General features: G+C 60.4%; 18 protein-coding genes. 11 read left to right on the top strand and 7 right to left on the bottom strand.

Translation table 11 applies throughout. The features are described 5' to 3' along the window. Nucleotides 1-23: 23 nt before the first annotated feature. From glmU to MMS95_RS14990, 10 genes are all read left to right on the top strand, one after another. A complete protein-coding gene (gene glmU / locus MMS95_RS15035) occupies nucleotides 24-1,397 on the top strand; it encodes a bifunctional UDP-N-acetylglucosamine diphosphorylase/glucosamine-1-phosphate N-acetyltransferase GlmU (RefSeq protein WP_015376135.1) in 1,374 nt (457 codons plus the stop codon). Between the two features lie 151 nt (nucleotides 1,398-1,548). After that, nucleotides 1,549-3,378 carry a glutamine--fructose-6-phosphate transaminase (isomerizing) gene (gene glmS, locus MMS95_RS15030; RefSeq protein ID WP_004933817.1) on the top strand — a complete coding sequence of 610 codons (1,830 nt, stop codon included), beginning with the start codon at nucleotides 1,549-1,551 and terminating at the stop codon, nucleotides 3,376-3,378. Nucleotides 3,379-3,713: 335 nt separating this feature from the next. Beyond that, on the top strand, nucleotides 3,714-4,754 hold the full coding sequence (gene pstS, locus MMS95_RS15025) for a phosphate ABC transporter substrate-binding protein PstS (protein ID WP_004933819.1): 1,041 nt from the start codon (nucleotides 3,714-3,716) through the stop codon (nucleotides 4,752-4,754). A gap of 91 nt (nucleotides 4,755-4,845) precedes the next feature. Continuing rightward, nucleotides 4,846-5,802 carry a phosphate ABC transporter permease PstC gene (pstC, locus tag MMS95_RS15020; RefSeq protein ID WP_004933822.1) on the top strand — a complete coding sequence of 319 codons (957 nt, stop codon included), beginning with the start codon at nucleotides 4,846-4,848 and terminating at the stop codon, nucleotides 5,800-5,802. Between the two features lies 1 nt (nucleotide 5,803). After that, nucleotides 5,804-6,694, top strand: a complete 891-nt coding sequence (gene pstA / locus MMS95_RS15015; RefSeq protein ID WP_004933824.1) for a phosphate ABC transporter permease PstA — start codon at nucleotides 5,804-5,806, stop codon at nucleotides 6,692-6,694. A gap of 48 nt (nucleotides 6,695-6,742) precedes the next feature. Beyond that, nucleotides 6,743-7,519 (top strand): phosphate ABC transporter ATP-binding protein PstB, encoded by a 777-nt coding sequence (gene pstB, locus MMS95_RS15010; RefSeq protein WP_004933831.1) that lies wholly within the window; start codon nucleotides 6,743-6,745, stop codon nucleotides 7,517-7,519. An 11-nt stretch (nucleotides 7,520-7,530) separates the two neighbouring features. After that, a complete protein-coding gene (phoU, locus tag MMS95_RS15005; RefSeq protein WP_004933833.1) occupies nucleotides 7,531-8,265 on the top strand; it encodes a phosphate signaling complex protein PhoU in 735 nt (244 codons plus the stop codon). A gap of 168 nt (nucleotides 8,266-8,433) precedes the next feature. Continuing rightward, a complete protein-coding gene (locus MMS95_RS15000) occupies nucleotides 8,434-9,273 on the top strand; it encodes an ABC transporter substrate-binding protein (RefSeq protein ID WP_015376136.1) in 840 nt (279 codons plus the stop codon). A gap of 81 nt (nucleotides 9,274-9,354) precedes the next feature. Then, nucleotides 9,355-10,068, top strand: a complete 714-nt coding sequence (locus MMS95_RS14995) for an amino acid ABC transporter permease (RefSeq protein WP_015376137.1) — start codon at nucleotides 9,355-9,357, stop codon at nucleotides 10,066-10,068. A 1-nt stretch (nucleotide 10,069) separates the two neighbouring features. Further along, on the top strand, nucleotides 10,070-10,810 hold the full coding sequence (locus tag MMS95_RS14990; RefSeq protein ID WP_015376138.1) for an amino acid ABC transporter permease: 741 nt from the start codon (nucleotides 10,070-10,072) through the stop codon (nucleotides 10,808-10,810). On the opposite strand, the gene yieH is transcribed toward MMS95_RS14990, so the two are convergent. Together yieH and MMS95_RS14980 are read right to left on the bottom strand one after the other, a co-directional pair. Beyond that, nucleotides 10,807-11,475 (bottom strand): 6-phosphogluconate phosphatase, encoded by a 669-nt coding sequence (gene yieH / locus MMS95_RS14985; protein WP_033631387.1) that lies wholly within the window; start codon nucleotides 11,473-11,475, stop codon nucleotides 10,807-10,809. The genes MMS95_RS14990 and yieH overlap by 4 nt on opposite strands. A 46-nt stretch (nucleotides 11,476-11,521) precedes the next feature. Beyond that, entirely contained in the window at nucleotides 11,522-11,926 is a 405-nt protein-coding gene (locus MMS95_RS14980) for an NUDIX domain-containing protein (protein WP_033631388.1), read from the bottom strand. A gap of 234 nt (nucleotides 11,927-12,160) precedes the next feature. Between MMS95_RS14980 and MMS95_RS14975 the strand changes: the two genes are divergently transcribed. Further along, a complete protein-coding gene (locus tag MMS95_RS14975; RefSeq protein ID WP_033631389.1) occupies nucleotides 12,161-13,498 on the top strand; it encodes an NCS2 family permease in 1,338 nt (445 codons plus the stop codon). 35 nt (nucleotides 13,499-13,533) lie between these two features. Here MMS95_RS14975 and MMS95_RS14970 read toward each other — a convergent pair whose 3' ends face one another. The 5 genes from MMS95_RS14970 to mnmE all read right to left on the bottom strand — a co-directional run bounded on the left by MMS95_RS14970 (nucleotide 13,534) and on the right by mnmE (nucleotide 18,564). Then, the gene (locus MMS95_RS14970; protein WP_099982548.1) at nucleotides 13,534-14,586 is read right to left on the bottom strand and encodes a hypothetical protein; all 1,053 of its coding nucleotides are present in this window, start codon (nucleotides 14,584-14,586) and stop codon (nucleotides 13,534-13,536) included. A 76-nt stretch (nucleotides 14,587-14,662) separates the two neighbouring features. Next, a complete protein-coding gene (locus MMS95_RS14965; RefSeq protein WP_004933859.1) occupies nucleotides 14,663-15,229 on the bottom strand; it encodes an NADPH-dependent FMN reductase in 567 nt (188 codons plus the stop codon). Between the two features lie 161 nt (nucleotides 15,230-15,390). Next, on the bottom strand, nucleotides 15,391-16,116 hold the full coding sequence (locus MMS95_RS14960; protein WP_004933861.1) for a 4'-phosphopantetheinyl transferase superfamily protein: 726 nt from the start codon (nucleotides 16,114-16,116) through the stop codon (nucleotides 15,391-15,393). A gap of 133 nt (nucleotides 16,117-16,249) precedes the next feature. Beyond that, on the bottom strand, nucleotides 16,250-17,050 hold the full coding sequence (locus MMS95_RS14955) for an MBL fold metallo-hydrolase (RefSeq protein WP_060558010.1): 801 nt from the start codon (nucleotides 17,048-17,050) through the stop codon (nucleotides 16,250-16,252). Between the two features lie 149 nt (nucleotides 17,051-17,199). Beyond that, a complete protein-coding gene (gene mnmE, locus MMS95_RS14950; RefSeq protein WP_118892614.1) occupies nucleotides 17,200-18,564 on the bottom strand; it encodes a tRNA uridine-5-carboxymethylaminomethyl(34) synthesis GTPase MnmE in 1,365 nt (454 codons plus the stop codon). Between the last annotated feature and the right edge of the window lie 22 nt (nucleotides 18,565-18,586).

The following is an 18,586-nucleotide window of genomic DNA, read 5'->3' as shown; positions in this document are numbered from 1 at the left end:
AAAATGGAGTTATCAGGTTGCTTATGTCGAACAGCGCAATGAGCGTGGTCATCCTCGCCGCGGGCAAGGGAACACGCATGTATTCCGATCTTCCCAAGGTCTTACATCCGTTGGCCGGCAAGCCGATGGTGCAACACGTCATTGATGCCGCGATGAAACTGGGCGCGCAACAGGTTCATCTGGTATACGGCCACGGCGGCGATCTGTTGAAAAGCACGTTGACCGAAGGCGCGCTGAACTGGGTGCTGCAGGCCGAGCAACTGGGTACCGGCCATGCGATGCAGCAGGCCGCGCCGCACTTTGCCGACGATGAAGACGTGCTGATGCTGTACGGCGATGTGCCGTTAATCTCCGTGGATACGCTGCAACGCCTGCTGGCGGCCAAGCCGCAGGGCGGCATCGGCCTGCTGACGGTCAAGCTGGACGATCCGAGCGGTTACGGCCGCATCGTGCGTGAGCAGGGCAACGTGGTGGGCATCGTCGAACACAAGGACGCCAGTGAGGCACAGCGCCAGATCAACGAGATCAATACCGGCATCCTGGTGGCGAACGGGCGCGATCTGAAGCGCTGGCTGGGAATGTTGAATAACGACAACGCACAGGGCGAGTTTTACATCACCGATATCATTGCGTTGGCCCATGCCGACGGCAAGAAAATCGAAGCCGTGCACCCGTCGCGTTTAAGTGAAGTGGAAGGCGTGAACAACCGTCTGCAGCTGGCGACTCTGGAGCGCGTATTCCAGTCGGAACAGTCTGAAAAGCTGCTGTTGGCCGGCGTGATGTTGTTGGATCCGGCGCGTTTCGATCTGCGCGGGGAACTTGTTCACGGCCGTGACATCACTATTGATGCGAATGTGATTATCGAAGGTCACGTCAAGCTGGGCGACCGGGTGAAAGTCGGCGCCGGCTGCGTGCTGAAAAACTGCGTGATTGGCGATAACTGCGAGATCAGCCCTTACAGCGTGCTGGAAGACAGCGTGCTGGAAGCAGACTGCACGGTGGGGCCGTTCGCCCGCCTGCGCCCAGGCGCGGAGCTGGCGGCAGGGGCTCACGTCGGCAACTTCGTGGAAATGAAAAAGGCGCGTCTGGGCAAAGGCTCCAAGGCCGGCCACCTCAGCTACCTGGGCGATGCCGAAATCGGTGATGACGTGAATATCGGCGCCGGCACCATCACCTGTAACTACGATGGCGCCAACAAGCACAAAACGCTGATCGGCGATGGCGTGTTCGTCGGTTCCGATACTCAGCTGGTGGCGCCGGTGTCGGTCGGCAAAGGATCCACCATCGCCGCCGGCACCACGGTGACGCGCGATATCGCCGAGAACGAACTGGTGCTGAGCCGCGTCAAGCAGGTGCACATTCAGGGTTGGCAACGTCCGGTGAAGAAGAAGCCATAGTGTGTTTTGCGTTGGGCTCCGTTCAGAGCCCAATACAAAACATAATAACCCCCACCATCTACAGGCTCGGGGGACGCACGGTAAAAACCGGCAAAAATCAGGTCAAGGCATCGAAAGCGCCCATGAAGGGCGTTCATTAGGAATATAACTGATGTGTGGAATTGTAGGCGCAGTAGCGCAACGTGATATCGCAGAAATCCTGTTGGAAGGTTTACGTCGTCTCGAGTATCGCGGTTATGACTCCGCTGGTCTGGCGGTGGTCGATGAAAAAGGCAACGTCAGTCGCCTGCGTCGCGTTGGCAAGGTACAAAAGCTGGCCGAAGCGGCGGAACAAACCGATCTGCACGGCGGTACCGGCATCGCTCACACCCGTTGGGCTACGCACGGTGAACCGACCGAAGCGAACGCGCACCCGCATGTTTCCGACTACATTACCGTGGTGCATAACGGCATCATCGAAAACCACGAGCCGCTGCGCGAACTGCTGATTGAACGCGGTTACCGTTTCAGCTCTGAAACCGACACCGAAGTGATTGCGCACCTGGTGCACTGGGAACAACTGCAAGGCGGTACGCTGCTGGAAGTGGTTCAGCGCGTGATCCCGCAGCTGCGCGGCGCTTATGGCACCGTGGTGATGGACAGCCGCGATCCGAGCGTGCTGGTCGCGGCGCGTTCCGGCAGCCCGCTGGTTATCGGCCGCGGCGTCGGGGAAAACTTCATCGCTTCCGATCAGCTGGCGCTGCTGCCGGTCACCCGCCGCTTCATCTTCCTGGAAGAGGGCGACGTGGTGGAAGTGACTCGCCGCACCGTCAACATCTTCGACAAACAGGGCAACGCCATCGAGCGTCCTGAGATCGAATCCCAGGTGCAGTATGACGCCGGCGACAAGGGCGCTTATCGCCACTACATGCAAAAAGAGATTTACGAACAGCCGCTGGCGCTGAAAAACACCCTGGAAGGGCGTTTCAGTCATGGCCAAATCAACCTGAGTGAGCTGGGGCCGCACGCCGACGAGTTGCTCGCCAAGGTGCAGCACGTGCAGATTATCGCCTGTGGGACGTCTTACCACTCCGGTATGGTGGCGCGTTACTGGTTCGAAGCGCTGGCTGGCGTGCCGTGCGATGTCGAGATCGCGTCCGAATTCCGTTACCGCAAATCGGCGGTGCGTCCGGGCAGCCTGATCATCACTCTGTCACAGTCCGGCGAAACCGCCGACACCCTGGCGGCGCTGCGCCTGTCCAAAGAGCTGGGTTATCTCGGTTCGCTGGCCGTTTGTAACGTTGCCGGCTCTTCGCTGGTGCGCGAATCCGATCTGGCGCTGATGACCAAAGCGGGTACGGAAATCGGCGTAGCCTCGACCAAAGCCTTCACCACGCAGCTCACCGTGCTGTTGATGCTGGTGGCGCGCCTGGGCCGTCTGAAAGGCATGGCGGAAAGCGTGGAGCACGAGATCGTGCATGGTCTGCAGGCGCTGCCGGCGCGTATCGAGCAGATGCTGTCGATGGATAAAGAGATCGAAGCGCTGGCGGAAGGCTTCTCCGACAAGCACCATGCGCTGTTCCTCGGCCGCGGCGATCAGTATCCGATCGCCATGGAAGGGGCGCTGAAGCTGAAAGAGATCTCCTATATTCACGCTGAAGCTTATGCGGCGGGTGAGTTGAAACACGGCCCGCTGGCGCTGATCGACGCCGATATGCCGGTGATCGTGGTGGCGCCAAACAACGAACTGCTGGAAAAGCTGAAGTCCAACATTGAAGAAGTGCGCGCGCGCGGCGGCCAGCTGTACGTGTTCGCCGATCAGGACGCCGGCTTCGTCAGCAGCGAAGGCATGACCCTCATTCCTCTGCCGCACGTCGAGGAAATCGTCGCGCCGATCTTCTACACCGTGCCGTTGCAGCTGCTGTCTTACCACGTGGCGCTGATCAAGGGCACCGACGTTGACCAGCCGCGCAACCTGGCGAAGTCTGTCACCGTAGAGTAATTTGTCACAGGTAAACTGCAAAAGCCGGCCTTAGCGCCGGCTTTTTTCATGAGTGACCTTAAAGATGACAGCGCTGCCGTTTCGGTGATAAACGTTGTCATATTCAAGCGGATAGGCCGCGCCAAGCCGGTTTTTTATTGCTTGGGAAATGTGCTGTTTCACGGCTAACCTTCTGATTTACATAAAAACAAATACCTATCAAATACGCTGTAATATAACTGTCATATTGCGTACATTTTTCTGTCACCAAACTGTCCTATTTTCCCTCCTGCAGCAATACTTACTCTGATTAAAACGACTCGAAGTCGATTTTAAGTATCCCATTAGGAGGGATTATGAAACTGATGCGTACCACCGTCGCCAGTATTGTGGCAGCGACCTTCTCCCTGACCGCCGTGTCCGCGTTCGCTGCTGCCAGCCTGACCGGTGCAGGTGCGACATTCCCCGCTCCGGTTTACGCCAAGTGGGCAGATTCTTATCAGAAAGAAACCGGCAACAAAGTTAACTATCAGGGCATCGGCTCCTCTGGCGGCGTGAAGCAAATCGTGGCCAACACCGTTGACTTTGGTGCCTCCGACGCCCCGCTGTCTGACGACAAGCTGGCGGCCGACGGCCTGTTCCAGTTCCCGACCGTGATTGGCGGCGTGGTGCTGGCGGTGAATATCCCGGGCATCAAATCCGGCGAACTGACGCTGGACGGCAAAACCCTGGGCGATATCTACCTGGGCAACGTCAAAAAGTGGAACGATCCGGCTATCACCAAGCTGAACCCAGGCGTGAAACTGCCTGACCAGAACATCGCCGTAGTGCGCCGCGCCGACGGTTCCGGCACCTCGTTCGTGTTCACCAGCTACCTGTCCAAGGCCAATGCGCAGTGGAAAGAAAAGATTGGCGCCGGTTCTACCGTTAACTGGCCGACCGGTCTGGGCGGTAAAGGCAACGACGGCATCGCCGCCTTCGTTCAGCGCCTGCCAGGCTCTATCGGCTACGTAGAATACGCTTACGCCAAGCAGAACAACCTGGCTTACACCAAGCTGGTGTCCGCCGACGGCAAACCGGTCAGCCCGACCGAAGAGAGCTTCAGCAACGCCGCCAAAGGCGCGGATTGGAGCAAAACTTTCGCTCAGGATCTGACTGACCAGAAAGGCGACAACGTGTGGCCAATCACCTCCACCACCTTCATCCTGGTGCACAAAGAGCAGAAAAACCCTGCTCAGGGCGCCGAAGTGCTGAAGTTCTTCGACTGGGCGTATAAAACCGGTGCAAAACAAGCTAACGAGCTGGATTACGCCACCCTGCCGGCAGAAGTGGTTGAGCAGGTGCGTGCGGCCTGGAAAACCAACGTAAAAGACAGTTCAGGTAAAGCGCTGTACTAACAACGCAGGGGCGCGGGTTCGCCGCGCCCCACACAGTTCTTCAGGCTCCGATCCCGATTGGGGCTGCCAGGGTTCAAACAGAGAGTAATCTATGGCTGAGTACAAGCCGACCATCAAAGCACCGGGCAAAAACGGTGACATCATTTTCAGCGCGCTGGTGAGACTGGCTGCGCTGATTACCCTATTGTTGCTGGGTGGCATCATCGTTTCGCTGATCTTCGCCTCCTGGCCAAGCATGCAGAAATTCGGCTTTGCGTTCCTGTGGACCAAAGAGTGGGACGCGCCGGCGGAGCAGTTCGGCGCGCTGGTGCCGATCTACGGCACCGTGGTCACCTCGCTTATCGCGCTGATCATCGCCGTGCCGGTGAGCTTCGGCATCGCGCTGTTCCTGACCGAACTGGCGCCGAACTGGCTGAAGCGGCCGCTGGGCATCGCCATTGAGCTGCTGGCGGCCATTCCGAGCATCGTCTACGGCATGTGGGGCCTGTTCGTGTTCGCCCCGCTGTTCGCCGAATACTTCCAGACGCCGGTGGGCGAAGTACTGTCGGGCATTCCAATCGTCGGCGAGCTGTTCTCCGGCCCGGCCTTCGGCATCGGCATCCTGGCCGCCGGGGTGATCCTGGCGATCATGATCATTCCTTACATTGCTGCGGTGATGCGCGACGTGTTCGAACAGACCCCGGTAATGATGAAAGAGTCGGCCTACGGTATCGGCTGCACCACCTGGGAGGTCATCTGGCGCATCGTGCTGCCGTTCACCAAAAACGGCGTCATCGGCGGCGTGATGTTGGGCCTGGGCCGCGCGCTGGGGGAAACCATGGCGGTGACCTTTATCATCGGCAACACCTACCAGCTCGACAGCGCTTCGCTGTACATGCCGGGCAACAGCATCACCTCGGCGCTGGCCAACGAATTCGCTGAAGCCGAGTCCGGCGTGCACACCGCCGCGTTGATGGAGCTGGGCCTGATTCTGTTTGTTATCACCTTTATCGTGCTGGCGCTGTCGAAACTGATGATCATGCGTCTGGCCAAGAATGAGGGGCGTTAACATGGCGACGATGGATATGCAAAACGCAGTCGTTCTGGCGGAAAGCCGCCGCAAAATGCAGGCCTGGCGCCGGCAGAAAAACCGCCTCGCGCTGTTCCTGTCGATGGCGACCATGGCGTTCGGGCTGTTCTGGCTGATCTGGATCCTGATCGCCACCGTCACCAAAGGCTTCGACGGCATGTCGCTGGCGCTGTTCACCGAGATGACCCCGCCGCCGAATACCGCGGGCGGCGGCCTGGCCAACGCCATCGCCGGCAGCGGTCTGTTGATCCTGTGGGCGACCCTCTTCGGTACGCCGCTGGGCATCATGGCCGGCATCTACCTGGCGGAATACGGCCGTAAATCCTGGCTGGCGGAAGTGATCCGCTTTATCAACGACATTCTGCTCTCCGCCCCGTCGATCGTGGTGGGCCTGTTCGTTTACACCATCGTGGTGGCGAAGATGGAACACTTCTCCGGTTGGGCCGGCATCGTGGCGCTGGCGCTGCTGCAGGTGCCGATCGTCATTCGCACCACCGAGAACATGCTGAAGCTGGTGCCGGATACGCTGCGCGAGGCCGCCTATGCCCTGGGCACGCCGAAATGGCGCATGATTTCCGCTATCACGCTGAAGGCGTCGGTGTCCGGCATCATCACCGGCGTGCTGCTGGCGATTGCGCGTATCGCGGGGGAAACGGCGCCGCTGCTGTTCACCTCGCTGTCGAACCAGTTCTGGAGCACCGACCTGATGCAGCCGATCGCCAACCTGCCGGTGACCATCTTCAAATTCGCCATGAGCCCGTTCGCCGAATGGCAGCAGCTGGCCTGGGCCGGGGTGCTGTTGATCACCCTGTGCGTACTGTTACTGAATATCCTGGCGCGCGTAATTTTCGCCAAGAAAAAGCATTCATAAAATTTTGAGCGCCGCTTTGGCGGCGCTGATGAAAAGAGAGAAGTCTTGATGAGTATGGTTACTGACGCTTCCAGCAGCAAAATTCAGGTACGCGATCTGAACTTCTACTACGGCAAATTCCATGCGCTGAAGAACATCACGCTGGATATCGCCAAGAACAAGGTCACCGCGTTTATCGGCCCGTCCGGCTGCGGCAAATCCACCCTGCTGCGCACCTTCAACAAGATGTACCAGCTGTACCCGGAACAGCGTGCGGAAGGCGGCATCCTGCTGGACGGCCAGAACATCCTGACCGACAACTCGGATATCGCGCTGCTGCGCGCCAAGGTCGGCATGGTGTTCCAAAAGCCGACGCCGTTCCCGATGTCGATTTACGACAACATCGCCTTCGGCGTTCGCCTGTTTGAAAAGCTGTCGCGCGCCGATATGGACGAGCGCGTGCAGTGGGCGCTGACCAAGGCGGCGCTGTGGAACGAAACCAAGGACAAGCTGCACCAGAGCGGCTACAGCCTCTCCGGCGGCCAGCAGCAGCGTCTGTGCATCGCCCGCGGCATCGCCATTCGTCCGGAAGTGCTGTTGCTGGATGAGCCTTGCTCGGCGCTGGATCCGATCTCCACCGGCAAGATTGAAGAGCTGATCAGCGAACTGAAGGCCGATTACACCGTGGTGATTGTGACGCACAACATGCAGCAGGCGGCGCGCTGCTCCGACTCTACCGCATTTATGTATCTGGGCGAGCTGATCGAGTTCAGTGATACTGATAACCTGTTCACTGCGCCGCAGAAAAAGCAGACTGAAGACTACATCACTGGCCGTTATGGTTGATAGGAAGCATCATGGATAACCTGAATTTAAACAAACACATTTCCGGCCAGTTCAACGCAGAGCTCGAGCATATCCGCACCCAGGTGCTGACCATGGGCGGGCTGGTGGAGCAGCAGCTGACCGACGCCATCACCGCGATGCACAATCAGGATGGCGAGCTGGCCAAGCGCGTGATCGAAGGCGACGCCAAGGTCAACATGATGGAAGTGGCGATCGACGAAGCCTGCGTGCGCATTATCGCCAAGCGCCAGCCGACCGCCAGCGATCTGCGTCTGGTGATGGCGATCATCAAAACCATTTCCGAACTGGAACGCATCGGCGACGTGGCGGACAAGATCTGCCGCACCGCGCTGGAGAAGTTCTCGCACCAGCACCAGCCGCTGCTGGTCAGCCTGGAGTCGCTGGGGCGCCACACCGTGCAGATGCTGCACGACGTGCTGGACGCGTTCGCGCGCATGGATCTGGACGAGGCGATCCGTATTTACCGGGAAGATAAAAAGGTCGACCAGGAATATGAAGGCATCGTGCGTCAGCTGATGACCTACATGATGGAAGATTCGCGCACCATTCCGAGCGTGCTGACCGCGCTGTTCTGCGCCCGTTCTATCGAGCGTATCGGCGATCGCTGCCAGAATATCTGCGAATTTATCTTCTATTTCGTCAAAGGACAGGATTTCCGTCATTTGGGCGGCGACGCCCTGGAAAAGCTGCTGTCTCCGGGCGGTAAAGACGAAAAAGACGACTAACCCTTTCCGGGTAATATCCTTCCAAGGCGCGGTTTCCCGCGCCTTTATTCCATCTTAAGCGCGTAAAGATAAAAAGGTTATAAATATAGCTTTTTATATTATTTCCTGACCTATGTGGCGCTTGCTAGCTTATCCGCCAGCAGGACATCAACCACTTAGGAGCTTTCTATGAAACATCGCGCTTTGGCCTTAACGTTGTTAGCCAGTCTGACCGGTTTCGCCGCCGGCGCCGCGCACGCGGACAAACTTGACGATATCAAGCAAGCCGGCGTGGTGCGCATCGCGGTGTTCGACAGCAATCCGCCGTTCGGTTACATCGATCCGCAGAGCAAGAAGCTGGTGGGCTACGATGTGGATGTCGCCGACGCGATCGGCAAAGCGCTGGGGGTGAAAGTGGAGCTGCGCGCCACCAACCCGGCCAACCGCATTCCGCTGCTGGTGTCGAAGAAGGTTGACCTGATTGCCGCCAACTTCACCATTACCGACGAGCGCGCCAAGGAAGTGAACTTCAGCGTGCCGTATTTCGCCACCGGCCAGAAATTCATCGCCCGCAAAGGCGTATTGAAAACGCCGGAAGACATCAAGAAGCTGCGCATCGGCGCGGATAAGGGCACGGTGCAGGAAATCACCCTGCGCGAGCGTTTCCCGACGGCGAAAGTGATCTCCTACGATGATACCCCGCTGGCGTTCGTGGCACTGCGTAACGGCAACGTGCAGGCGATCACTCAGGACGACGCCAAGCTGGTCGGCCTGCTCGGCAACCTGCCGGCAGCGCAAAAGGCGGAGTTTGAAATTTCGCCGTTCAGCCTGACCAAAGAGTATCAGGGCGTCGGCATTCCCAAGGGCGAAGATCGCCTGACCGCCGCGGTGAACGAGACGCTGATCAAGCTGGAAAAAGACGGTGAAGCGGTTAAGATTTACGATCGCTGGTTCGGGCCGGAAACCCAATCCGCCCAGCCGCGCGGCGATTTCAAAATCGCGCCTTTGGATCAGCAACCGAAAGCCTGATTTAACCGCGCGCGGTGAGATCGGTACGGAGGGGCGCAGCTTGCTGCGCCCCTGATGCATTCTGCAAGACAAGGATTGAACATGAACCTGGACTGGCTGCTGGCGCCGCAATACCTGAGCTGGCTGTGGCACGGCTTTCTGCTGACGCTGTGGCTTTCCGCCTGCGCGGGCCTGGCGGCCACGCTGCTGGGCTTCGTGCTGGCGGCGATGCGCGACAGCAGCCTGCGGCCGTTGCGCTGGCTGGCGATGGGCTACAGCTCGCTGTTTCGCAATACGCCGCTGCTGGTGCAGCTGTTCTTCTGGTACTTCGCCGCCGGCCAGATCTTGCCGTCCGCCGCCATGCAGTGGCTGAACAGCGCCCATCAGATCGGCCCGCTTGAGTGGCCGTCGTTTGAGTTTCTCGCCGGTTTCTTCGGCCTGACGCTCTACTCCACCGCCTTTATCGCCGAAGAGATCCGTTCCGGCATTCGCGGCGTCGCCGGCGGGCAGAAATATGCCGCTCAGGCGCTGGGGCTGACCGGCTGGCAGGCGATGCGCTACGTGGTGTTGCCGCAGGCGCTGAAAATCGCGCTGCCGCCGCTGCTGGGGCAATACATGAACGTGATCAAGAACTCGTCGCTGACCATGGCGATCGGCGTGGCCGAACTCTCTTACGCCTCGCGTCAGGTCGAAACCGAAACCCTGCGCACTTTCCAGGCGTTCGGTGTGGCGACGGTACTGTATATCGCCATCATCGCGCTGCTGGAAGGCTGGGGCATGTGGCGACAACAGCGTAAACCGCTGGGAGGACATTGAGATGGATTTCAGCGTGATTCACGACAACCTGGGTTACCTGCTGTGGGGCACCTGGCCGGACGGGCCGTTGGGCGGCGCGGCGTTGACGTTGGCGATCAGCCTGATGGCCGGCGTGGCCTCGGCGGTGCTCGGCACCCTGCTCGGCGTGGCGCTGGCGATGTCGCGCGGCATCGCCGCCGGGCTGCTGGCGGCGGTGTTGGGCTTTTTCCGCGCCATTCCGGTCATCATGCTGATCTTCTGGACCTATTTCCTGCTGCCAATGGTGTTTGGCGTCGAGATCCCGGAAATCACCACCGTCGTGTGCGCGCTGGCGCTGATCGCCTCGGCCTATCTGGCCCATGCGGTGAAAGCCGGCATCGCCGCCATCGGCCCCGGCCAGTGGCAGGCCGGGCTTTCTCTGGGGCTGACCCGCTGGCAGACGCTGCGCATGATCGTGCTGCCGCAGGCGCTGCGCATGATGGTGCCGTCGTTCATCAACCAGTGGATCTCCCTGATCAAAGACACCTCGCTGGCTTATATCGTCGGCGTTGGCGAACTGACCTTCCTGGCGACCCAGGTCAACAACCGCAGCATGGTCTACCCGATGGAAGTGTTCCTGTTCGTGGCGCTGGTCTATTTCGTGTTCTGCCTGGCGCTCGATCTGCTGGCCAATGCGGTCAACCGCCGCTTCGGCGCGCAAACCCGCGCGCTGAAGCGGTCCTGGCGCTGGTGGCGCAACAAGCCGCCGTTGCCGGCCAGTTAATCGGCCGTCAGCCGCCAGCCGCGTTCGCGCCACAGCGCGGGCAATTGAGCCAGGTCGTCAAACGTCGTCACCAGCGGGTGATCGATCGGCGGGTTATGCGGATCGGCGCAGAAGTAAAAGACCGGGATGCCGGCATTGATGCCGGCCTGCGCGCCGGCGGGTGAATCGTCCACCAGGATGCAGTGCGTCACCGGCACCTGCATCTGTTCGGCGGCGTGAAACACGATCGCCGGATCCGGCTTCCAGCGCTGAATGTCATAGCCGCTGAACAACCGGTCATCAAAATAAGGCAGCATGCCGGTCAGGCCGAGCGAGTGCTGCATCTTGCTGACCGGCCCGTTGGAGACGGTGCAGACAGGTACCGTCACCTGCGCCAGCAGCTCGCGGGCGCCGGCAATCTGCTGCAGCTCGCTGTCGAACAGCCGCGCCACTTCCTGCCGATACAGCGGCTCCAGCGTCTCTTTTGCCAGGTCAGTGCCCTGCTCGGCGTTGACTCGATCGATGATCTCGTACAGCTTCACCCCTTTGTATTTCTTGAACACCTCTTCCAGCGACAGATGAATGCCGTAGCGGGCGAACATGTGCACATAGGCTTTGCTGCACAGCACTTCGCTGTCCACCAGCGTGCCGTCGCAGTCGAACAAAATGCAGTCAATCTGATTCATGCGGGACAGGTTCCTTCGGGTTAACGCCGCTGAGGCCGCTCAGCGATCACTTGATCAGGCTACGCGCCTTGAGATCGTGCAAAATCAGCGCGGCGACGTGTGAACACTGCGGCAGATCGCGGCTGTCGCACCACTTCAGCTCGGCGATTTCGGCGGCCGGCTGCAACTGCCCGGTAAAGTCGGCCTGGTAGCAACGAATGCGCACCTGGGTGCCGTCCTGCTTGCCGTCCGCCGGGCCGGAGAACTCGCCGTAAAACGCGATGGATTGCGGCTGCAGCGCAACGGTCAGCTCTTCGTCGATTTCGCGGCACAGCGCCTGCTCATCGGTTTCACCCGCTTCGCGCTTTCCGCCCGGTACATAAAACAGCGTCTTGTTGTGCGAGCGCACCAGCGCCACTTTGTCATCTTTCAGCGCGATCAACGCGAGTTTATCGATAAAGGTCGAAGACATGCGGGTTCCTGTTTTTTAGCGGGTAGGGTAAGAGATGTGATAGGCCATTTTATCGGCCGTGCCGGCAAACGGCAACGCGGCGGGCTGTGATGGAGAATGAATGCCTGTAAATACAAGCCGTTGACGCGTTTAGCCGTAAAGACGGCGAAAAAAACCTGTGACCGGCGTCAAAAGCCCCACTTTTTGTTATAGGATAGCCGGCGACTGTCCATTCCCATTTTCGGAATTCTGATAATGACCAAACCAGTATCTGGCCTTGACGCTGAGCAAGGCTTGCTTGGGCGCGTGTTTAAACTCAAGCAACATGGCACGACGGCGCGTACGGAAACGATTGCCGGTATCACCACCTTCCTCACCATGGTGTATATCGTGTTCGTTAACCCGCAAATTTTGGGCGCGGCGGGCATGGATACCCAGGCGGTATTTGTCACCACCTGTTTGATCGCCGCCTTCGGCAGCATCTTTATGGGCCTGCTGGCGAACCTGCCGGTGGCGTTGGCGCCGGCGATGGGGCTGAACGCTTTCTTCGCCTTCGTGGTGGTCGGGGCGATGGGCATCTCCTGGCAGGTGGGCATGGGCGCCATCTTCTGGGGCGCGGTCGGCCTGCTGCTGCTGACCATTTTCCGCATTCGCTACTGGATGATCGCCAACATTCCGGTCAGCCTGCGGGTCGGCATCACCAGCGGCATCGGTCTGTTCATCGGCATGATGGGGCTGAAAAACGCCGGCATCGTGGTGGCCAACCCGGACACGCTGGTGACCATCGGCAGCCTGACCTCGCACAACGTGCTGCTGGGGGCGCTCGGCTTCTTTATCATCGCCGTGCTCTCTTCGCGTAACTTCCATGCGGCGGTGCTGGTGTCGATCGTGGTCACTACCCTGATCGGCTGGATGCTGGGCGACGTGAAATACGGCGGTTTGTTTTCGCTGCCGCCGAGCATTACCTCGGTGGTGGGCCAGGTCGACGTGGCCGGCGCGCTGGACATCGGGCTGGCCGGGGTCATCTTCTCGTTTATGCTGGTGAACCTGTTCGACTCCTCCGGCACCCTGATCGGCGTCACCGATAAAGCCGGTCTGACCGACAACCAGGGCAAGTTCCCACGCATGAAGCAGGCGCTGTACGTTGACAGCATCAGCTCAGTGGCCGGTTCGTTGGCTGGCACCTCTTCCGTGACCGCTTATATCGAAAGCTCATCTGGCGTCGCCGTCGGCGGCCGTACCGGTTTGACGGCGGTGGTCACCGGCCTGCTGTTCCTGCTGGTGATCTTCCTGTCGCCGCTGGCGGGCATGGTGCCGGCTTACGCCGCCGCCGGTGCGCTGATCTACGTCGGCGTGCTGATGACCTCCAGCCTGGCGCGGGTGAAGTGGGACGATCTGACCGAAGCGGTGCCGGCGTTTGTCACCGCGGTGATGATGCCGTTCAGCTTCTCGATCACCGAGGGCATCGCGCTCGGCTTTATCTCCTACTGCGTGATGAAGCTGGGTACCGGCCGCTGGCGTGAAATCAGCCCGTGCGTGGTGGTGGTGGCGCTGCTGTTCGTGCTGAAGATCGTCTTCGTCGACGGCCATTGACAGCCAAAGGGCCGACGGCGGTCGGCCCTGAATCCCTAGACGCCCGGCGTCGCATCCGGCGCCTGATCCAACACCCACTGCAACGGCCGCCTGAAGCGCGCCTGCCAGCTGCCGGCGGCATCCTCTCCCTGGGCGAAGTGCAGCGTCTGCACCTGATTCTCCTCCCCGAACAGATTGGCGAAATGTAGCGCCAGCGCCTGCTCGCTGAAGGTCTGCCGATCGTAATACGCCATCACGATTTTCTTTTTCGCCGCCAGCGACTGCTGGGCCGGCTTGATCTCGCCGTGGGGGGCGATCAGGAGCGCGCCGGCGTAAAACTGCGGGTACTTCGCGATCAGGTTGGCGGCGTGCAACGCGCCCTGGCCGCGGGCACTGAGGTAAATCCGCCGGGGATCCAGCTTTAGCTGCGGAGCCAGCTGTTGCACCGTGCGCTGCAGGGTGGTTTGGGTGCTCTCGTCGCTGTAATTTGACCAGCGGAAGCTGTTTTCCGACAGCATCTGCGTGCCGTTGATCTCGATGTAGGCCACGCCCATTTCGCCGAACAGCAGCCGCTCCTCGGGGCTGATGGCGGCGGCTTTGCCGTAGGTATGCAGGAAGATCACCGTTGGCCAGCCTGCGGGCGGCGCTTCGCCGTCCGGCACCGCGTAGCTGGCTTTGCCTTCATACTGACGGGCGTGCTGCAGATAGCGCGCTTTGGTGACGGCCAAAATGGATTGGTAAGTGGCGGAGTGTTGGATGCTGTTGAAGGCGTCGTCCTCCAGCAGGTTGTAGTAGTACCACAGGCCGCGGTCGGCGCTCAGCTGCAGGTAACGCTCCGCCAGTTCGGTTTGCCCTTTCTCCGCCGACGACACCGCCAGCTGGTAGGGCGCCCAGACGTTGCGGCCGTCTTCGCGCATCAGCGTCAGGTACAGCGACATGGCGCCGAGCTTTTTGTCTTCCTGGGTTTGCGCGGAACGCGACAGTTGGGCGTTGAGCGCGCTGTGCGCCGGCAGCTCCAGCGGCTCTTCACCGGCGGGATAACGCATGTCTGCGGCGAAAGCGGGACTGGTGATGGAAACGAAAAATAACGCTAAAATGAAAAAATACATGATGCTATGGCTTTAATTTCAATAAATTGACGGACGTCATGTCCTGTTGCGGCGCCCAGCGGGCGCCGCGAGACCTTCACTCCACGCGGCGAATAAAATCGCTGAACGCGGACAGCTGGCCGGTCAGGAAATCCAGCGTTCCCTGATCGCTCAGTTCACCGGCCTGTTCATCGACCTTGCTCTGGATCACGCCGCCCATAAACTCAGGCTTGTTCATTACCATCGCATCGAGGAACACCAGGATCTGGCGCAGATGGTATTGGCAGCGCGCGCCGCCGATCGGCCCCATTGAGCTGGTTTGAATGGCGACCGGCTTGCCGGCCAGCGGCTGATTCGGTACGCGAGACAGCCAGTCGATGGCGTTCTTCAACCCGCCGGGTACGGAATAGTTATATTCAGGGGTGACGATGATCACGCCGTCGGCCTGGCGGATCTGCTCGGCGATCGCCTCGACCGCGGCAGGGAAGCCTTCACCCTGTTGCATGTCGGCGTCGTACAGCGGGATATCGCGGATGGAGGGCAGCGCTTCAATGGTGACGCCCTGCGGGGCCAGGCCAGGCAGGGCGCGGGCCACCATGGCGTTGTAGGAGCCTTTGCGCAGGCTGCCGAGTAGAGTGACGATTTTTAAGGCTTGGTCTGACATGGTGATTCTCCCTTTCGAATGAGCAGATTCAGCGTACAACATGGGCGAATAGTAGGCTAAAGCGCGGGTCGAGAATAGGCGATTGCTCAACATTTAGCTGTCTTTACAATTTAATCCAGTAACTGGTGCGGTAAAGATCGCGTTATCCGCTTTGCGCCGCGTCAACCTGGCGTCTTCAGGCCCGTCAGTTTAACGAAGCGTGAGGATGCCGCCGGGCTGCGCGGCGAGATTTCCCCGTCTTTGTGCAGGCCGCCGCGCTCTTCGTAGCGCCAGCACAGCAGGCGATCCAGCCCGGGGCTGCCGGCGCAGGCCCAGCTCAGATATTCGTCGGCATCGCTCATCACCTGAACGTCCGGCGTGGCGCTGGAACGCAGGTGGCCGGAGAAGGGATGCAGACGCAGCGTAGACTGGCCGCTGTTGCCGAGGCCGGAAATTTTCAGCACGCTTTGCCGAATGCTCCACAGCTGAGTCTCCGCCTCCAGCCGATCGTCCTGCGCGCCGATCCAGGCGCTTTCCGCCGGCGTCTGGTGCGCGTTCTGCAGCGCGCTTTGCCGGCTGCCGCGCGCCCGCATCACTTCGATATCCAGTCCGACTTTGCCTTCGTCGCTGAGCAGCACGCCCACGGTGTTGCTGGCATAGGCGAGGCTAAAATCGGGCAGCTGATGATCGGCGAAGCAGGGGCGGCCGGTGGGTGTGGTGGCGATGGGTGGCAGCGTCGGCAGGCCGTACAGGTAGAACATCATTTCGGCGAGCAGAATGCGCCCTTGCAGGTAGCGCGTGCGGCGCTTAACGGAAAAGGTGCGGGTGGCGGCTATCACTTCGTCGGCGAGTCTCTGGGTATCCAGGACAGCGGAGGCCGGGGTCCATCGGGCAAAATGACACGCCATTGTTCGCTCCATGACAGAGGGTCGCTAAGAACGCAGGGGTGTTAGATTAAGACTAAGTTGAGGATTTATCATCAAAAAACACTATGCGTTTTATCCGATTTGTTGCCGATCTCAGTGATGAGCGGCACAGGCGTTATTCCAGGATCCAGCTATCGCCGGTGGCCGGCGCGATACCTTCCGGCAGCCATAGCCGGCCCCACGCGCCGGTACAGTGGCAGCCCATGATCTTTTCCGGCTGGTGCTGCCGTAAAAAACGGCGCACGCGCCAGAGCGTGCGCGGGGAAGCGCAACGCAGATGAAAACCACCAATTAAGGCGTGGATCCGATCGATTCCGGTGATTTTCTGGCAGTGGCGCACGATATTCACGATCCCGCGATGCCCGCAGCCGGTCACGATCACCAGACCGCGATCCGATTTGTAAATCAGCACCCCTTCGTCGATAACGTAATCCACCGCCGCGTTTTCCCCGGTAATCACCCCGTAGGCGCGCGGTGCGGGCACGGCGATTTCACCTGACCACATAAAGCGATCGCCGATCGCCAGCGGCTCGCGGCTGTAGTGCATGCGGTGGCGTGAGTAGTCGATGTCCAAAGAGAGCTTTTTGATTTTGCGGGTGTGGCCCAGCACCTTCAGCGCCGCATAGCGCTCATCGCCGACCTGCGGGTGGCAGATGATGCGGCTGTTGTCCGGCAGCCAGGCGACGCCGCCGCAGTGGTCATAGTGGCCGTGGGAGAGCACCGTCGCGGTGATGCGGGAGAGATCGACGCTCATCAGCGCCGCATTGCGCAGGAAGCTGTCGTCGGGGCCGGTGTCGAACAGTATGGAGGTCGTCTCGTCCTCAATCAGCAGGCTTAACCCGGCCTTGGCCTGCAATAGCGGGTTGGCGCCGGCGGCGCGGCGGTTTTCCAGCAATACCTTGAGGGTTAACGCCATGTTGACTCGTTCCTGAGAAAGACACCTGACCGTCCAGTATATCGCGGGCAGTTGCAGCGGCGCTGTGAGCCAGCGCGCAGAGCGAGAGCGGGAAAGAAAAACGGCCGGAACAAGGGCTTATCCCGGCCGTGAAGGCCTCTGGCAGCGCGTTATTTCCCGATACAGAAGCTGGAGAAGATGCGGCCCAGCAGGTCGTCGGAGGTGAATTCGCCGGTGATTTCGCTCAAGGCCAGCTGCGCCTGGCGCAGTTCCTCGGCCAGCAGTTCGCCCGCGTAAGCGCTCACTAACTGTTCTTTGCCCTGCACCAGATGCTGCGCCGCCAGTTCCAGCGCCTGCAGGTGGCGACGGCGCGCCAGGAAGCCGCCTTCCATGTTGCTGGTGAAGCCCATGCTCTGTTTCAGATGATCGCGCAGCACATCGACGCCTTCGCCAGTGCGGGCCGACAGGCGAATAAGTGAGTGGTTATTCACTTCCGTCAGGCCCAGCGTTTCACCGGTGATGTCGGCTTTGTTGCGCACCACGGTGATCGGCAGCGTTGCCGGCAGGCGCGCCATAAACTCCGGCCAGATCTCCGCCGGCTCGGTGGCGGCGGTGGTGGTGCCGTCCACCATAAACAGCACCCTGTCGGCTTGTTCGATCTCGTTCCAGGCACGTTCGATGCCGATACGCTCCACTTCGTCGCTGGCGTCGCGCAGGCCGGCGGTGTCGATAATGTGCAGCGGCATGCCGTCGATATGGATATGTTCGCGCAAGACGTCGCGGGTGGTGCCGGCGATATCGGTGACGATCGCCGCCTCACGCCCGGCCAACGCATTGAGCAGGCTGGATTTACCGGCGTTGGGGCGCCCGGCGATCACCACCTTCATCCCTTCGCGCAGCAGGCTGCCCTGGCGCGCTTCGCCGCGCACGCTGTCCAGATCCGCCATCACGTCGTTGAGCTGCGCCTCGATTTTACCGTCGGACAGGAAGTCGATTTCCTCGTCCGGGAAGTCGATCGCCGCTTCCACGTAGATTCGCAGGTGAGTGAGCGCTTCCACGAGCTGGTGGATGCGGATGGAAAATGCGCCCTGCAGCGAGTTCATCGCCGAACGTGCCGCCTGCTCGGAGCTGGCGTCGATCAGATCGGCGATCGCTTCGGCCTGCGCCAGATCGAGTTTGTCGTTGAGAAACGCGCGCTCGGAGAACTCGCCGGGCCGGGCGATGCGCACGTCGGGCAGCGCCAGCACGCGCTTGAGCAGCAGATCGAGGATCACCGGCCCGCCGTGGCCCTGCAGCTCCAGCACGTCTTCGCCGGTAAAGGAGTTTGGCCCCGGAAACCACAGCGCGATGCCCTGATCGAGGGTGGCGCCGGCGGCGTCGCGGAACGGCAGATAGTCAGCGTAGCGCGGCTTCGGCAGCTTGCCGAGCAACGCCTGAGCGACGTCTTTGGCCTTGCTTCCGGAAATGCGCAGAATGCCGACGCCGCCGCGTCCCGGCGGGGTGGCTTGGGCTACGATGGTATCGGTGGTGCTCATAACGGTTCTCTCTGACGATTAA

It is taken from the genome of Serratia sp. PGPR-27 (assembly GCF_022678525.1).
GTDB lineage: Bacteria > Pseudomonadota > Gammaproteobacteria > Enterobacterales > Enterobacteriaceae > Serratia > Serratia nematodiphila.
This window is presented reverse-complemented; position numbering and strand designations above follow the sequence as displayed.

What these genes read in the sequence shown, in the direction of transcription:
- MMS95_RS14990 (WP_015376138.1), top strand. Translation starts at nt 10,070, where the DNA reads ATGGATTTCAGCGTGATTCACGACAACCTGGGTTACCTGCTGTGGGGC.
- pstA (WP_004933824.1), top strand. Translation starts at nt 5,804, where the DNA reads ATGGCGACGATGGATATGCAAAACGCAGTCGTTCTGGCGGAAAGCCGC.
- MMS95_RS15000 (WP_015376136.1), top strand. Translation starts at nt 8,434, where the DNA reads ATGAAACATCGCGCTTTGGCCTTAACGTTGTTAGCCAGTCTGACCGGT.
- phoU (WP_004933833.1), top strand. Translation starts at nt 7,531, where the DNA reads ATGGATAACCTGAATTTAAACAAACACATTTCCGGCCAGTTCAACGCA.
- MMS95_RS14995 (WP_015376137.1), top strand. Translation starts at nt 9,355, where the DNA reads ATGAACCTGGACTGGCTGCTGGCGCCGCAATACCTGAGCTGGCTGTGG.
- yieH (WP_033631387.1), bottom strand. Translation starts at nt 11,475, where the DNA reads ATGAATCAGATTGACTGCATTTTGTTCGACTGCGACGGCACGCTGGTG.
- glmS (WP_004933817.1), top strand. Translation starts at nt 1,549, where the DNA reads ATGTGTGGAATTGTAGGCGCAGTAGCGCAACGTGATATCGCAGAAATC.
- MMS95_RS14955 (WP_060558010.1), bottom strand. Translation starts at nt 17,050, where the DNA reads ATGGCGTTAACCCTCAAGGTATTGCTGGAAAACCGCCGCGCCGCCGGC.
- glmU (WP_015376135.1), top strand. Translation starts at nt 24, where the DNA reads ATGTCGAACAGCGCAATGAGCGTGGTCATCCTCGCCGCGGGCAAGGGA.
- mnmE (WP_118892614.1), bottom strand. Translation starts at nt 18,564, where the DNA reads ATGAGCACCACCGATACCATCGTAGCCCAAGCCACCCCGCCGGGACGC.
- pstC (WP_004933822.1), top strand. Translation starts at nt 4,846, where the DNA reads ATGGCTGAGTACAAGCCGACCATCAAAGCACCGGGCAAAAACGGTGAC.
- MMS95_RS14960 (WP_004933861.1), bottom strand. Translation starts at nt 16,116, where the DNA reads ATGGCGTGTCATTTTGCCCGATGGACCCCGGCCTCCGCTGTCCTGGAT.
- pstS (WP_004933819.1), top strand. Translation starts at nt 3,714, where the DNA reads ATGAAACTGATGCGTACCACCGTCGCCAGTATTGTGGCAGCGACCTTC.
- MMS95_RS14965 (WP_004933859.1), bottom strand. Translation starts at nt 15,229, where the DNA reads ATGTCAGACCAAGCCTTAAAAATCGTCACTCTACTCGGCAGCCTGCGC.
- MMS95_RS14975 (WP_033631389.1), top strand. Translation starts at nt 12,161, where the DNA reads ATGACCAAACCAGTATCTGGCCTTGACGCTGAGCAAGGCTTGCTTGGG.
- MMS95_RS14980 (WP_033631388.1), bottom strand. Translation starts at nt 11,926, where the DNA reads ATGTCTTCGACCTTTATCGATAAACTCGCGTTGATCGCGCTGAAAGAT.
- MMS95_RS14970 (WP_099982548.1), bottom strand. Translation starts at nt 14,586, where the DNA reads ATGTATTTTTTCATTTTAGCGTTATTTTTCGTTTCCATCACCAGTCCC.
- pstB (WP_004933831.1), top strand. Translation starts at nt 6,743, where the DNA reads ATGAGTATGGTTACTGACGCTTCCAGCAGCAAAATTCAGGTACGCGAT.